The following is a 13180-nucleotide window of genomic DNA, read 5'->3' as shown; positions in this document are numbered from 1 at the left end:
AAATTCTGCTCGGTTCTTTCTGGCTAATATCGTAACTTTAATCAACTATAATCCAATCATGCGTAACATCAGTTAATTAGTAGTCCGGTAAATTAGGTAATATGGCTTATAAATGAAAAAATCTTTTAGGCGATTATTTTTTTCCAATCCTCAAAACGTTTGGAAATCTGAGCCGCCATTTTATCATAGGATTCCCAATCATCATTCACATGATAAATAGAAGGTAGGTTATTGGCAAGAAGTGTCTGATAATCCTTGTGGTAAATACCGCCACCATAATAGTAATAAGTGAATAAATTCCCCTCCTCACCGAATAGCTCATACCCTAAGTAACCGTCCCAGATTTCTGAAAGAATCGTACAACTGATCTGACGCTTCTTAAAACGATATATCTGTGTATCAGCCTCATCCTCAAAATAAGGGGAGTATAAGTCCTGTTCAATTATCCAGCCCAGGTACATACCAATATGCACATAGGCTTGTTCAATAGGAAGCTGCTTAGGAAAATTGCCAAGGAAATGATTTTTTGCATTATCATAAATGCTTTTTCTGCTAGACGATTCTACTTCACTCATAAATACTTTTATTTGAGGTTATTTGGATTTGAACAAATCTATACGATACTGTTCTGTAAAAAGCATTCATATTTAATATTTTATTACTCTTGTGGAAAATCACTTGACAACGTGGTATCCGTTATCACTCCTAGTAGTTTTTTTGTAATATGCAGCGGACAAATTGAAGCATCCTTTTCTTAAACATATGAAGCATTCGCTGGAGAAATATATTAGAGATGTATCTGATTTTCCTACCGAAGGGATTTTATTCAAGGATATCACTACACTCCTAGAAAACCCACAGGCCTTCAAAGAAGCAACATCAGCGCTCTATGAACCAGTCCGAGAGATGGAAATTGACAAAGTGGTTGGTATTGAAGCGAGAGGATTTATATTTGGAGCCCTTTTGGCAGATAAACTATCAGCAGGTTTTGTTCCTGTACGCAAACCTGGTAAACTGCCATATAAAACCTTGAAGGAAAGCTATGCATTGGAATATGGAACAGATAGTTTAGAAATACACCAGGGTGCTATCAAAGAAGGTGAAAGAGTACTTATACACGATGACCTGCTGGCCACAGGAGGTACTGCCAAAGCTGCATGTAAGCTTGTAGAAAAACTGGGAGGGCAAGTTGTTCTGGTTTCTTTTCTACTAGAACTCACTTTCCTGAATGGAAGAGAAAAGCTTCCTGAGTATAAGATAAACTCTGTTATCAAATATTAAGACTGCCCGTATACTTTTAACACCACATCTCGTAAAGGGGTTGAAACATCATCAGCAATAAACAGGCAAGCATTTGCAATCTGGTCGGGGCTAACCCATTGACTAAAATCTGCATCTGGCATAGCTTTTCTGTTTTCAGGAGTATCAATTATACTAGGTACAATCACTGAGGCAGAAATATTATGTGATGCACCCTCACTATTGATGTGCTCCGCAAGTTTGATGACCAGTGTTTTTGAAAGGGCATAAGCAGTTAACCCACTGGATGCTCTTTTTTCAATCGCAGGTTTAGCACCTACAAATAAAATTTTTCCACCTTTCTTTTGTTTCTTTAAATGTTTGTAAATCTGTTGGGAAATAAGAAAAGCAGATTCAAAGTTCAGCCTGAACATCTTATGAATTTCATCTAAAGTAGTATCTTCAAAATTGTTCATCCCGAAACCACCAACTAAAAGAGCTGAAAAGTGTATATGTTCAAATTTTTTTGATGTGTAATGTATAAAAGCTTCAGTCGCTTTTTGATCACTTAAGTCCAAAGTATACTTTTCAAAATTTGGATGCTTTTCATTTTCATCACTGAGCTCACCGGTCAAGACTGTACCAATTACTTTGTAGTCAGCTTTTAGCAGCATTTTTACAACAGCCTTTCCTAGATTTCCTGATGCTCCGGTAACAATGGCATTTTTTCTCATCTTTCTTATGTTTTTTAAGATTTACGTCAATTTGAAGTACTTACTTACTTAGTCAAAATTACCAAGAAATATATAAGTATGTTATAGATATTATATGAATATTTAATTATATTAATTGTTTTATTAAAAATTAATCAATAAACTATAGCTAAGATTTGGTCTTCCGGAGACTTTAGCTTTTATACATAATTGATTAATATTTCGTTATGTTATGGTGTTGGCTATGGTGATAAGCTGAACTAATTTATCACACAATAGCTTTTATCAGTAGACTCCTATCGTATTCAAACATGGTAAAAAGTACCATGTTTTCCTTAATTCCTGTATCCAAGAAATCTTTGATGTTATGAGTGTTTTAGATAAGATTAAAACTAATTATAGTACTTCCTTTAACGAGATGAGCGTTTCGGAGTACTTGAAAGAATGCAAGAAAGATCCTCACCTGTATGCTAAGCCTTCAGAAAGGATACTACAGGCCATTGGTGAACCTGAATTAATTGATACTAAGAAAGATCCTAAACTTAGCCGTATCTTTTCTAATAAGGTGATCAAAGTATATCCTGCTTTCAAAGAGTTTTACGGAATGGAAGATACCATTGAGCAAATTGTATCATTTTTCCGTTATTCTGCTCAGGGTTTGGAAGAAAAGAAGCAAATTCTTTATCTAATGGGCCCCGTAGGTGGAGGTAAGAGCTCGCTTGCAGAGAAGCTCAAACAATTGATTCAGGTAATGCCAATATATGCTCTGAAAGCAGGGGATCAGATCAGTCCCGTATTTGAGAGCCCGCTGGGTCTATTTGCCGATTACAAAAAAGAACTTGAAGAAGAATACAAAATACCCAGCAGATATATTCCTGCCTGCATGAGCCCCTGGGCATCCAAAAGACTAAAAGAATTTGATGGAGATGTAAATCGCTTCAAGGTTGTGAAACTATACCCCTCTGTTCAAAATCAAATAGGAGTAGCGAAAACAGAACCTGGTGATGAAAATAATCAGGATATCTCAACATTGGTAGGCAAAGTTGATATCCGTAAGCTTGCAGATTTTCAGCAGAGTGATCCTGATGCTTACTCTTATACGGGAGGTCTTTGCCTTGCTAATCAGGGAGTACTAGAGTTTGTGGAAATGTTTAAAGCACCTATTAAAGTGCTTAATCCATTATTAACTGCTACGCAGGAAAACAACTATAAAGGTACTGAACCCATTGGAGCTATTCCTTTTGATGGTATTATTCTGGCACACTCAAACGAGTCAGAATGGGCTAAATTTGCTAACGATAAGAAAAATGAGGCCTTTCTGGATAGAATTTATAAAGTTCAGGTACCTTATTGTTTGCGGGTTGATGAAGAGATTAACATTTATAAAAAACTAATCAGAGAAAGTTCATTGGATGAAGCACCATGTGCCCCAATGACGCTCTCTTTGCTGGCTCACTTTTCGGTAATGACAAGGCTTAAAGTACCCGAAAACTCAAGTCTGTACTCTAAAATGAGAGTGTATAACGGAGAAACACTTAAAGAAACTGATCCCAACGCTAAATCAATTCAAGAGTATCGTGATGATGCAGGTATTAATGAGGGGATGAAAGGCGTATCTACCCGCTTCGCTTTTAAAGTCCTTTCAAAAGTATTCAACTTTGATAATGAAGAGTTAGCCGCCAATCCCGTCCACTTGCTTTACGTACTTGAACAAGAAGTGATCAAGCTGGAAATGGATAAAGAAACGGAGGAAAAATATCTAAACATTATCAAATCTATTTTGGCTAATAAATATGCTGAATTCATCGCCGACGAAATTCAAAAGGCATACATAGAATCTTATGGTACTTATGGCCAAAATATCTTTGAAAAATATGTTATCTATGCCGATTACTGGATTCAGAATAACGATTATCGTGATCCTGACTCAGGTGAAATCCTAGATAGAAGCATGCTCAATGAAGAACTTGAGAAAATAGAAAAGCCTGCTGGTATTGCTAATCCTAAGGACTTCAGAGCGGAAGTGACCAATTTCACATTAAGGTATAAAGCAAATAACGGAGGCAAAACACCCCGATGGGATGCCTATGAAAAAATAAAGAATGTAATAGAAAAGAAAATCTTCACCAATACTGAAGATTTGCTGCCGGTGATTTCTTTCAATGCCAAGAGTAATGATGAAGACGAGAAAAAACACCGTGATTTTACAAAAAGGATGGTAGAAAGAGGATATACAGCAAAGCAGATAAGAATACTGGTTGATTGGTTTTTGAGGGTTAGAAAGACAATGGCGTAATTGTATTATGTGGTCTATTGGTTATAAATATTCACATGTATGAGTAATATTATAGATAGAAGAAAGAACACAAAAGGTAAGTCTACCAACAATCGTCAGAAGTTCTTGAAGAGGGTGGAAGACCAGATTAAAGGAGCCATACCTGATATTATCAGCCAGGAAAGTATTAAGGACAGCAATGGTGGGGGTAAGGTAAAAGTGCCTATTAAAGGTATTAATGAGCCTAACTTCAGGCATGATCCTCGTTCGGGTAAAAAACAATATATCAGGCCAGGAAATGATAAGTTTTCTGAGGGAGACAAAATTCCTAAACCGGAAGGAGATGGCAAGGGTAATGGTAGCGGAAAGGGTTCCAATAGCCCTGAAGTTACGCAAGATGATTTTGTGGTTATTCTATCTAGAGAAGAGTTCTTGAAATATTTCTTTGAAGACCTGGAACTGCCCAATATGGTCAAAAAATATATGGAAAGTACCACTAATTTTAAGAACCAGAGAGCAGGTTATACCAAAAATAGTGTTCCCTCACGTCTCAATGTCAAAACGAGCTATCAACATTCTTTAGCCAGACAAATTTCTATAGGAGGAGTTTATGACCAAAAAATCAAAAAGCTAAAGGAGCAGCTTACTAATGAAAAAGATGAAAATGTTCGCCTTACCCTGGAAAAAGAGCTTGAAAAATTAACAAAGCTAAGGAATACCATACCTTTCTTTGAAGATGTAGACTTAAGATACAACAACTTTGAAAGAGTACCCCAACCTGCAACTTCTGCCGTGATGTTTTGTATCATGGACGTTTCAGCTTCCATGGGGTATCATGAAAAAGATATCGCAAAACGTTTTTTTACTCTACTTTATCTTTTTCTGACCAAGCAATATACTAATGTAGACATAGTTTACATCCGACATCATACCGAGTCTAAGGAAGTAGATGAAGAGGAATTTTTTAATTCCCGGGAGAGTGGAGGAACAGTTGTAGCCCCTTCACTAAAATTGATGCATAAAATAATGAAAGAGCGTTATGACCCTCAGGTATGGAATGTATACTGTTGTCAGGCTTCAGATGGAGATGTGTGGTCAAATGGTGATGCAGTGGAATGTAGCCAGATATTGAAGAATGATATTCTTACAGAGATACAGTATATGGCATACATAGAGATTAAAAACCGTGGACTTGAAGGTTACCTTTGGCATGCTTATAAGAAACTGAGGAAAGAAGAAAACTTTTCAATGAGAAATATCAACGATGTCAGTCAAATCTGGCCGGTATTTAAAGCTTTATTTAAAAAGAAAAGTCTGGTGAATGAAGAAGTCTAGGCTATGCATCAGCTAAAATAACATGTTTATTTACTATGATGGATAAGGAAAAATTAAAAGAAATGTTTAGTAGTCCCAATTGGGACTTTGAAACCATAAAAGCTGCTGACGAACTTACCAATTGGGTGGGTAAAGAGTTTTTCAAACTAGATACTTACGTCAATCAGATTGAAATTGTCACATCTGAGCAAATGCTGGATGCGTACTCCCTCATTGGATTACCTACTTCTTACCCTCACTGGAAATTTGGTAAAGATTTCGTAATCAACCAAAGCAGTTATAAGAAAGGACAGATGGGCCTCTCTTACGAAATGGTTATCAATTCTAATCCTTGTATCAGCTACAACATGGAGAATAACTCTACCTGTATGATGCTCTTGGTCATTGCTCATGCTTGTCAGGGACATAATGCCTTCTTTAAAAATAACTACATGTTTAAAGATTGGACATCCGCTGATTCCATTCTTGACTATATGGTGTTTGCTAGAGATTACATTATGAATTGTGAGGAGGAATATGGAGAAGAAGAAGTAGAAAAGGTACTAGATGCCTGCCATTCTTTAATGGATCACGGAGTAGATAAGTATAAAAAGCCTCCTAAATTATCAGCAGATAAAGAAAGAGAGCGATTGAAGCGCTTGACTAGAGTAAAAAAAGAGAACTTTAATGAGTTACTAAGAACTTTGCCTAATGAGGAATTATTACTGAAGAAAGACAAATACAAAAGGCAAAAAAAATATCCGTTAGAACCAGAAGAAAACCTTTTATACTTTATTGAAAAGAATGCACCTACATTGCCGATATGGAAAAGAGAGATTGTAAGGATTGTACGTAAAGTAGCCCAATATTACTATCCTCAGACCATGACCAAGGTTATGAATGAAGGCTTTGCTACATTTATGCACTATCACATAATAAATAAGCTATTCGACCTTGGCTATTTAAGTGATGGTTTTATGTTGGAGTTTATTAAAAGTCATAGCGGCGTGATATATCAGCCAGACTATAGTAGTAAGTATTTTTCTGGACTTAATCCTTATACGCTGGGCTTTAATATTTTTATGGATATCAAACGTATTTGTCAAGATCCTACTGAAGAGGATAAAGCTTGGTTTCCTGATTTGATTGGTAAGGACTGGCTGACGGAAGTGCATTATGCTATGGAAAACTTCAGGGATGATAGCTTCATTGCACAGTATCTTTCACCCAAAGTCATCCGGGATATGAAGCTTTTTGGGATCTTTGATGATGAGGATAATGATTTTTACGAAATTAAAGCGATACATAATGAAAGGGGGTATCGTAAAATTCGTGAGATGCTGAGTAATCAATATGATAGATCCAACCGGGTGCCGGACATACAGGTTGATCAAGTAGACCTTCATAAAACCAGTAAACTCACATTAATTCACAATATTCATGATGAAAAACTCCTTGATGAAGATGAAGCAGATAGTACAGTAAGGCATGTGAGATATCTTTGGGAGTTTCCTGTAGAGTTACATTCCAGAAATAAAGCTGGAATAGATGAAGATTTCTACGAATGTTAAAGCTGTGAATTACACAGCTTTTTTTCTTTGCAACTCCCTCAGAAAATCTATTAAGGGAGGACTACTTATAGGTGATAATTGAGGGTCAAAAGTAACTCTTTCCACATTATCAATAAAAACTTGTCTGCTTTTAGCATCAGTACTTTCTACAATCCTTGAGGCCATTTTTAAAAGCGATTCTAAAGCTTCATTTTGAAGTCTCATGTCCAGAAAAATCTGCTTTAGTTTTTCCTGAAAAACAAGAGAAGTACCATCCAGTTGCCTGAGTAATTCAAGCTTTATTTCAAAGTTAGTCCAATACGATTGGTTATTCATATCAAGCATAAAATTCGGCCTTGGTATTTCCTGCTTCTTTATATTCTCTGAAAAGTTCATGCACAGCTTCAGGACCGGATAATCCACTGCATAAGATACAGACAGTGCCTCCATTACCATTGGAAGTAACTCTTGCTCCGTGTAAACCCTTTTTATCTCCTTTATTTTTGACCATCTGAACAATGAGATCGGTACTATCATTGCCCAGTCCACAGTCAGAATAACTCTGATGGGATTGATACATAAGCTCACCCATCAGTTGGAGCCTGTTAGAATAGTTTTGAAATTCAGTAGTATAATTCCTCAAAATCTGAGCAAACAATTTGATCCTGAAGTTTTCATACACCGGATGTTTAGTAATATTTTTTAACAAGTAGTTTTGGTCTCTGTCTATGAAAGATATTGGGTCAATAATCTTTTTGTACTTTTCTAAAAACTCTTGTCCGCTGATAAAGTCTGGTAAGGAGGGCAAGTGGTTTTTTTCAAAATCAGAAGGTGAAATATTTGAGAGATAACCACCGTAGGGAAGTTTGCTGAAGTCCTGAGTCTCTTTTGCTACTTCAAGGTCTCTTAGGGTAGCTCCGCTGTTTAAAGCGATCATACTATAACCCATAAAAGAGGCAGTACGTGAGTTCGCCACATTGTTGGACCTTTGAGAATCATTAGCACCACTGTTGATGCCTACAAAATATACCTGATCAGGAATATCAATCGGATGATACACCTCGTGAGGCTGACAAATGAGAGGAATTAGCTTGTTTTGTTTGCTGTTATGGGCTACTAACTGATCCATTATACCACTGGCCTTGCCAGCTACCAGATTTTCAGCTTTTTGAGCAATAATAGGAATTTCATAAGTGCTCATTGTCAGGTTTAAGCAACTTACTATGGCCTTAAGCACCGATACCTGTAGAGATGCTGATGAACCTAAGCCTTTTCCGATAGGAACTTCAGTAGTAATTAAGATATCAATACCTTCAGGCTTTAAATTACGACTATTGTTAAGAATAAGAAGACATCCCACAATGTAGACGGCCCATTCTCCGCCTTCTTTATTTAAAATTTGTTCGCGAGCAAAATCATAATTGGGTACTTTAAATTCTCCAACAATTTCCTCATACCTGGTAGAAAACGTTTGAGTCTCGCCCTGAATAATCGTTTTAATATTGATTTCCGTATCGTCGCGATAGGAAATATAAGCGGAAGTCTCCTCCATCAAAGGTTTCTGAATCAGCAATGAACCAGAAAAATTTGCTATTCCACCCATCACATCAAGTCTTCCCGGGGCTGTTCCCTGAAATACTTTTTGTTGATGACTGGCATAAAATTCTTTTAAAATACCTGCTATTTTACTCATACTAATTGATCCAGTTAATTTCTCTTAAAATATTCTGTAGTACAGGCTCCACCTGTTTATGTATACGAGAGTTTGCATAAGCCAACCAGCAAACCGGTGTTGTTAAGTCTAAAGGCACATTTAGTTTATTACCTTCAATATCCGTAATAATTATACCAGCTTCTTCACCTATCAAGGTTGCACATACATCATAAGGATGGCAGGTTAATCCTCCCGGTGTACCTTTTTTTCTTAAATGCTTATAAAGTGGTGGACGAAGGTCTGCCACAAAGCGATCATGGCCCATAAGCAACTCATACAATTGACCTCCACTGGAAATATATTGATCTTCAAATATTAAAGCCTTACCCTCATGAATATCATCTAATTGTGCGATAAGTTCTTCTTCAATTTTGGCTAATATTTCTTTTCCGGGTGGAAAAAATCTGGCAATCTGGGCAAAACCTCCGATAATGCTCTCGGCAGATGAGGGCTTAAAATTTAATTTAGCCGTGGTATGATTGATCAAATCTCTTCGCAGCCCATGTGCACCATTTCCTTTGATGGCAAAAAAGGTATCGCTTAAATAGGCCTTAGAAGTTGGAATCTCAGTCATTATAGAAACTTCTATATCTTGCAAATACTTAATTGAGCTATTGTTGGGTGCTGCGGCAGCCAAGAAAAAAGCAGATCTTTTATTATACATAATTCCTCTGGTACCATCTATGGGATCCATAATGATAAGTACTGCTGGGTTTTCGCTATGGTTTGAAGGAAAGAGGTTTTTACCATTATCTGAATCCAATCCTTCAGCAATCAGCTTGATTCCTCCCAAGGATGCAGCTTCTTCTTCAATGAGTGGTAAGATGAGGTGTTCTACATCTTTATCAATAGCGTAAATAGTGTCTTCCTCAGTTTCTTCTGCTACTATCCTTAATGTTTCATGATTATGCTGCTGTAGAGAGTGGTAGACATGATCACAAACAACATTTCCTATTTTGAGCAATAATCTTTGTACACCTTTATGATCCATGCGTAAAAGAATAATTTAGCTGAATTTTAGTCTTGAAAAACAGATTGAAAATTGTCATTAAAGCTATCCTTTGAATTTGCTCAGAACCTGCACAAACTAACTATAATAAGCAACTATTAAAGCTTATAAAATTTAAAAACTCTTAGCTTGGTAATGATTTTTGATTTAATGCGCTATTGTTACATCTTTGATCCTTATGAATCTACATAACATTCAAAATATAATATTTGACCTGGGAGGTGTAATTATTGACATAGACCCTCAGCGTTCCTTTAAGGCTATAGCAGATTTCAACCTCCAAAAAAATGATGGACAACTTCTAAACCTGGAGGTTCAGTTATTTTTAGATTATGAAAAGGGACTGATTAGTGATCAGCAATTCAGAGAGGGCATTCGCGAACTCACGGAGAACCATAAGATTAAGGATGAGGAAATTGATGGAGCCTGGAATCTAATGCTCTTACATATTCCTCAGGAACGTTTGCAAATTCTACAGAAGCTTAGACATTCCTATAAAACCTATGTGTTGAGTAATACAAATGCTATTCATGTAAATGCCTTTAACCAGATTATTTCAAAGAATAGTGGAAAAGAGGATTTGAAACATTTTTTTGATAAGGTCTATTACTCACATGAGCTTAATCTTAGAAAGCCTGAACCTGAAATATACCAACATGTCATTAATGATAGTCAACTCAATGCTGGGGCTACACTTTTTATTGATGATAGACTTGAAAATATAGAAGCTGCTTCAGCATCAGGCTTACAAACTTTTCATGTTCAGCCGGGAAAAGGCATTGTTGAATTTTTTTCTGACTTATGAATCCCAGAATCAAGCGATTAAGTATTCACATTGGGCTTTTTGTTATTACACTGATCACCTCCACGCTGGCGGGAGCTGAATGGCAGTTTGGCAGGTACTTGTTTATTGAAGAAAACCAACTCACCTGGGATTATTTCCTTAAAGGTTTTTCATACTCAATACCCTTTTTAGCTTTCCTGACTGCTCATGAATTCGGGCACTATTTTACTGCCAAAAAGCACAAAGTAAATGTCACTTTACCTTATTATCTGCCGCAATGGTTTTGGGCTTTAGGTCCGTCTTTTGGCTCTTTTGGAGCAGTGATCAGGATCAAGGATTTTGTAGACAGCAGAAAGAAGTATTTTGATATAGGAATTGCCGGTCCCTTAGCAGGTTTTGTTGTAGCGATAGGCATTTTATTTTACGGTTTCACTCACTTGCCGCCTCCTGAATATATTTTTGAAATTCATCCTGAATATAAAGAATATGGGTTAGATTATGCTAATCATGTATATGAGGACGATAGTGATTCATTTACACTAGGAACAAACTTACTTTTTGAGTTTTTCAAAGTATATGTAGCTGATCCGGAAAGGTTACCGCACGCCAACGAAATTTTCCATTATCCCTGGTTACTTGCTGGTTTTCTGGCTTTATTCTTTACAGCCATAAACCTGATACCGATTGGGCAGTTAGATGGAGGCCATATATTGTATGGGCTGATAGGAAATCGGCTCCAACGCAAAGTGTCAGCCACATTATTCATCATCTTTGTTTTTTATGCAGGTTTAGGTACCATAAATCCCTATGAGCCAACCAATGATTTGCTCTTTAGCATCCCCCTTTATCTGGGATTTTTATATATCATATTTTCCAGATTCTCACCTTCTGCTCAAACTAACTTTATGGTAGTACTGTCAATTTTCAGTGCTCAGTTTCTGGTTTCCAGTATTAATCCATTGTTGATAGGTTATCCCGGCTGGCTCGTATTTGCTTTATTATTGGGAAGATTTTTAGGGATTTATCATCCTCCTGTTATGATCAATTATCCACTGAGTACTGGAAGAAAAATTTTAGGATGGTTAGCGTTAATCATATTTATTCTCTGTTTTAGTCCTGAGCCATTTGTAATAGAATATTAAATTTTATGAAATTTTGAAATTAACTTTGGCTTAGCGGTGTAAACTTGCTAAATTAATGCGGTGTTTTATTGAAAAGGCCGTATTAAAATCGGCTCCCTTACTTACTGTACTTATGAGAATTGAAATTCCCCGTGAAGTAGAAAGATTTGGTCCTATCATGTTCCATGATGTTCAAAAAGTATACGAGCTTGATGCCGGGTTACTGTTTACCAAAAATGAAGGAAAAGAAAATTCTACCATCGTAAGGCTCTCTTACGAATCTTTGCATGAGATAGAAGAGCAAATGGTAATTGTGGTGCCTGTGATGGAAGAGCGCATCAAACTTATTGAAGGAGTTTTGTCAGGAATACCCAATGGTTGTTTGGTTGTTATCGTCTCAAATAGCCCCCGTGAGCCAATAGATCGCTTTTATATTGAGAAAGATGCCATTGAGCATGCTGCCCGTTTCATGGGCAAACAGGTAATGGTAGTACATCAGAAAGATCCGGTGCTTGCTAAAGCATGTGAGGCCTCCGGTTATAAATATATTCTGGATGAAGAAGGTAATGTAAAAAGTGGTAAGGCAGAAGGGATGATTCTCAGCACCATTATTGGTTATCTTACTGGTAGAAAATACATTGGCTTCATTGATTCTGATAATTTCTTCCCTGGTGCGGTGCTGGAATATGTAAAGGAATATTGCGCAGGCTTTATTCTTACAAAATCCAAGTATGCCATGGTCAGAATATCATGGCATAGCAAGCCCAAAATTGTTGAGTCCAACCTTTTCTTTGCAAAACGAGGTCGTGCCTCCGAGCACACCAACAGGGTTTTAAATTCACTGGTAAGTAATTATACCGGCTATGGTACCGAGATCATTAAAACTGGCAATGCAGGTGAACATGCAATGACCATGGATCTGGCGGCTAAACTGGATTTCTCTTCAGGATATTCCATTGAACCTTATCATTATATCAATATGCTGGAGCGATTTGGAGGAATCATCGGTAATCCTGAAAAGGATGTTCTGAAGAATAGGATAGAGGTATTCCAGATTGAATCCAGAAACCCACATTTGCACGAGGTAAAAGGTGATGAACACGTAAAGGACATGAGTCGTGCCGCGATGGAAGTAATTTATCGTTCTCCTATTTGTCCTGAGCCGCTGAAGCAGGAGATTATGGATGATCTTTATAACCGGAAATTACTAAAAAGAGGGGACAAATTATCTGAGACTTTATCCTATTATCCTGCAATAGTAAATGCAGACTTAAAGAAATTTTTGAAGGCGGTAGAGAATCAGCCATATGCGAAATTCCTGAAAGCTGACCTAAGTAAAAAAATAAAAAATGCGCAGCCTGGATTAATCAGAGACAAGGCCAATCAGCAGGGAGATCATCTTCCTGATCAGGGAAAGGTATTAGAAATGAAGTAATGGGTATACTTATATAGACAATATTT

The 13180-nt window shown here is 36.9% G+C and carries 12 protein-coding genes; 7 read left to right on the top strand and 5 right to left on the bottom strand.

Annotation, left to right across the window (positions count from 1 at the left end; genetic code table 11):
• Nucleotides 1-125 precede the first annotated feature (125 nt).
• Nucleotides 126-575 carry a DUF7832 domain-containing protein gene (locus WJR50_RS28815; protein WP_341296791.1) on the bottom strand — a complete coding sequence of 150 codons (450 nt, stop codon included), beginning with the start codon at nt 573-575 and terminating at the stop codon, nt 126-128.
• A gap of 187 nt (nt 576-762) precedes the next feature.
• Here WJR50_RS28815 and WJR50_RS28810 point away from each other — a divergent pair, with 187 nt between their 5' ends.
• The gene (locus tag WJR50_RS28810) at nt 763-1281 is read left to right on the top strand and encodes an adenine phosphoribosyltransferase (RefSeq protein WP_341296790.1); all 519 of its coding nucleotides are present in this window, start codon (nt 763-765) and stop codon (nt 1279-1281) included.
• Here WJR50_RS28810 and WJR50_RS28805 read toward each other — a convergent pair.
• Nucleotides 1278-1973: an SDR family NAD(P)-dependent oxidoreductase gene (locus WJR50_RS28805; RefSeq protein WP_341296789.1), complete on the bottom strand. Its 696-nt coding sequence runs from the start codon at nt 1971-1973 to the stop codon at nt 1278-1280. The genes WJR50_RS28810 and WJR50_RS28805 overlap by 4 nt on opposite strands.
• A 346-nt stretch (nt 1974-2319) precedes the next feature.
• Here WJR50_RS28805 and WJR50_RS28800 point away from each other — a divergent pair, with 346 nt between their 5' ends.
• Genes WJR50_RS28800 through WJR50_RS28790 form a run of 3 tightly spaced genes read left to right on the top strand, consistent with a single transcriptional unit; the run spans nt 2320 to nt 7112 of the window.
• Nucleotides 2320-4248: a PrkA family serine protein kinase gene (locus tag WJR50_RS28800; RefSeq protein WP_341296788.1), complete on the top strand. Its 1929-nt coding sequence runs from the start codon at nt 2320-2322 to the stop codon at nt 4246-4248.
• Nucleotides 4249-4287: 39 nt separating this feature from the next.
• Nucleotides 4288-5562: a YeaH/YhbH family protein gene (locus tag WJR50_RS28795; RefSeq protein ID WP_341296787.1), complete on the top strand. Its 1275-nt coding sequence runs from the start codon at nt 4288-4290 to the stop codon at nt 5560-5562.
• Between the two features lie 35 nt (nt 5563-5597).
• Entirely contained in the window at nt 5598-7112 is a 1515-nt protein-coding gene (locus WJR50_RS28790) for a SpoVR family protein (RefSeq protein WP_341296786.1), read from the top strand.
• A gap of 9 nt (nt 7113-7121) precedes the next feature.
• On the opposite strand, the gene WJR50_RS28785 is transcribed toward WJR50_RS28790, so the two are convergent.
• The 3 genes from WJR50_RS28785 to WJR50_RS28775 are packed head-to-tail and all read right to left on the bottom strand — an operon-like array spanning nt 7122 to nt 9796.
• Entirely contained in the window at nt 7122-7436 is a 315-nt protein-coding gene (locus WJR50_RS28785) for a hypothetical protein (protein WP_341296785.1), read from the bottom strand.
• Nucleotides 7429-8784 (bottom strand): GHMP family kinase ATP-binding protein, encoded by a 1356-nt coding sequence (locus WJR50_RS28780; protein ID WP_341296784.1) that lies wholly within the window; start codon nt 8782-8784, stop codon nt 7429-7431. Before WJR50_RS28780 ends, WJR50_RS28785 begins: the two co-directional genes overlap by 8 nt.
• A gap of 1 nt (nt 8785) precedes the next feature.
• Nucleotides 8786-9796 (bottom strand): FIG domain-containing protein, encoded by a 1011-nt coding sequence (locus WJR50_RS28775; protein ID WP_341296783.1) that lies wholly within the window; start codon nt 9794-9796, stop codon nt 8786-8788.
• Nucleotides 9797-9992: 196 nt separating this feature from the next.
• On the opposite strand from WJR50_RS28775, the gene WJR50_RS28770 reads away from it, so the two are divergent.
• From WJR50_RS28770 to mpgS, 3 genes are all read left to right on the top strand, one after another.
• Nucleotides 9993-10619, top strand: a complete 627-nt coding sequence (locus tag WJR50_RS28770; RefSeq protein WP_341296782.1) for an HAD family hydrolase — start codon at nt 9993-9995, stop codon at nt 10617-10619.
• Nucleotides 10616-11740, top strand: a complete 1125-nt coding sequence (locus WJR50_RS28765; protein WP_341296781.1) for a site-2 protease family protein — start codon at nt 10616-10618, stop codon at nt 11738-11740. Before WJR50_RS28770 ends, WJR50_RS28765 begins: the two co-directional genes overlap by 4 nt.
• 112 nt (nt 11741-11852) lie before the next feature.
• On the top strand, nt 11853-13154 hold the full coding sequence (gene mpgS / locus WJR50_RS28760) for a mannosyl-3-phosphoglycerate synthase (protein WP_341296780.1): 1302 nt from the start codon (nt 11853-11855) through the stop codon (nt 13152-13154).
• Nucleotides 13155-13180 lie beyond the last annotated feature (26 nt).

The sequence above is a fragment of the Catalinimonas locisalis genome, from assembly GCF_038039535.1.
Taxonomy (GTDB): Bacteria; Bacteroidota; Bacteroidia; order Cytophagales; family Cyclobacteriaceae; genus Catalinimonas.
Note: the sequence above shows the minus strand (reverse complement) of the source record. Positions and strands in the feature narration are given on the sequence as shown.

What these genes read in the sequence shown, in the direction of transcription:
- WJR50_RS28815 (WP_341296791.1), bottom strand. Translation starts at nt 575, where the DNA reads ATGAGTGAAGTAGAATCGTCTAGCAGAAAAAGCATTTATGATAATGCA.
- WJR50_RS28810 (WP_341296790.1), top strand. Translation starts at nt 763, where the DNA reads ATGAAGCATTCGCTGGAGAAATATATTAGAGATGTATCTGATTTTCCT.
- WJR50_RS28805 (WP_341296789.1), bottom strand. Translation starts at nt 1,973, where the DNA reads ATGAGAAAAAATGCCATTGTTACCGGAGCATCAGGAAATCTAGGAAAG.
- WJR50_RS28800 (WP_341296788.1), top strand. Translation starts at nt 2,320, where the DNA reads ATGAGTGTTTTAGATAAGATTAAAACTAATTATAGTACTTCCTTTAAC.
- WJR50_RS28795 (WP_341296787.1), top strand. Translation starts at nt 4,288, where the DNA reads ATGAGTAATATTATAGATAGAAGAAAGAACACAAAAGGTAAGTCTACC.
- WJR50_RS28790 (WP_341296786.1), top strand. Translation starts at nt 5,598, where the DNA reads ATGATGGATAAGGAAAAATTAAAAGAAATGTTTAGTAGTCCCAATTGG.
- WJR50_RS28785 (WP_341296785.1), bottom strand. Translation starts at nt 7,436, where the DNA reads ATGCTTGATATGAATAACCAATCGTATTGGACTAACTTTGAAATAAAG.
- WJR50_RS28780 (WP_341296784.1), bottom strand. Translation starts at nt 8,784, where the DNA reads ATGAGTAAAATAGCAGGTATTTTAAAAGAATTTTATGCCAGTCATCAA.
- WJR50_RS28775 (WP_341296783.1), bottom strand. Translation starts at nt 9,796, where the DNA reads ATGGATCATAAAGGTGTACAAAGATTATTGCTCAAAATAGGAAATGTT.
- WJR50_RS28770 (WP_341296782.1), top strand. Translation starts at nt 9,993, where the DNA reads ATGAATCTACATAACATTCAAAATATAATATTTGACCTGGGAGGTGTA.
- WJR50_RS28765 (WP_341296781.1), top strand. Translation starts at nt 10,616, where the DNA reads ATGAATCCCAGAATCAAGCGATTAAGTATTCACATTGGGCTTTTTGTT.
- mpgS (WP_341296780.1), top strand. Translation starts at nt 11,853, where the DNA reads ATGAGAATTGAAATTCCCCGTGAAGTAGAAAGATTTGGTCCTATCATG.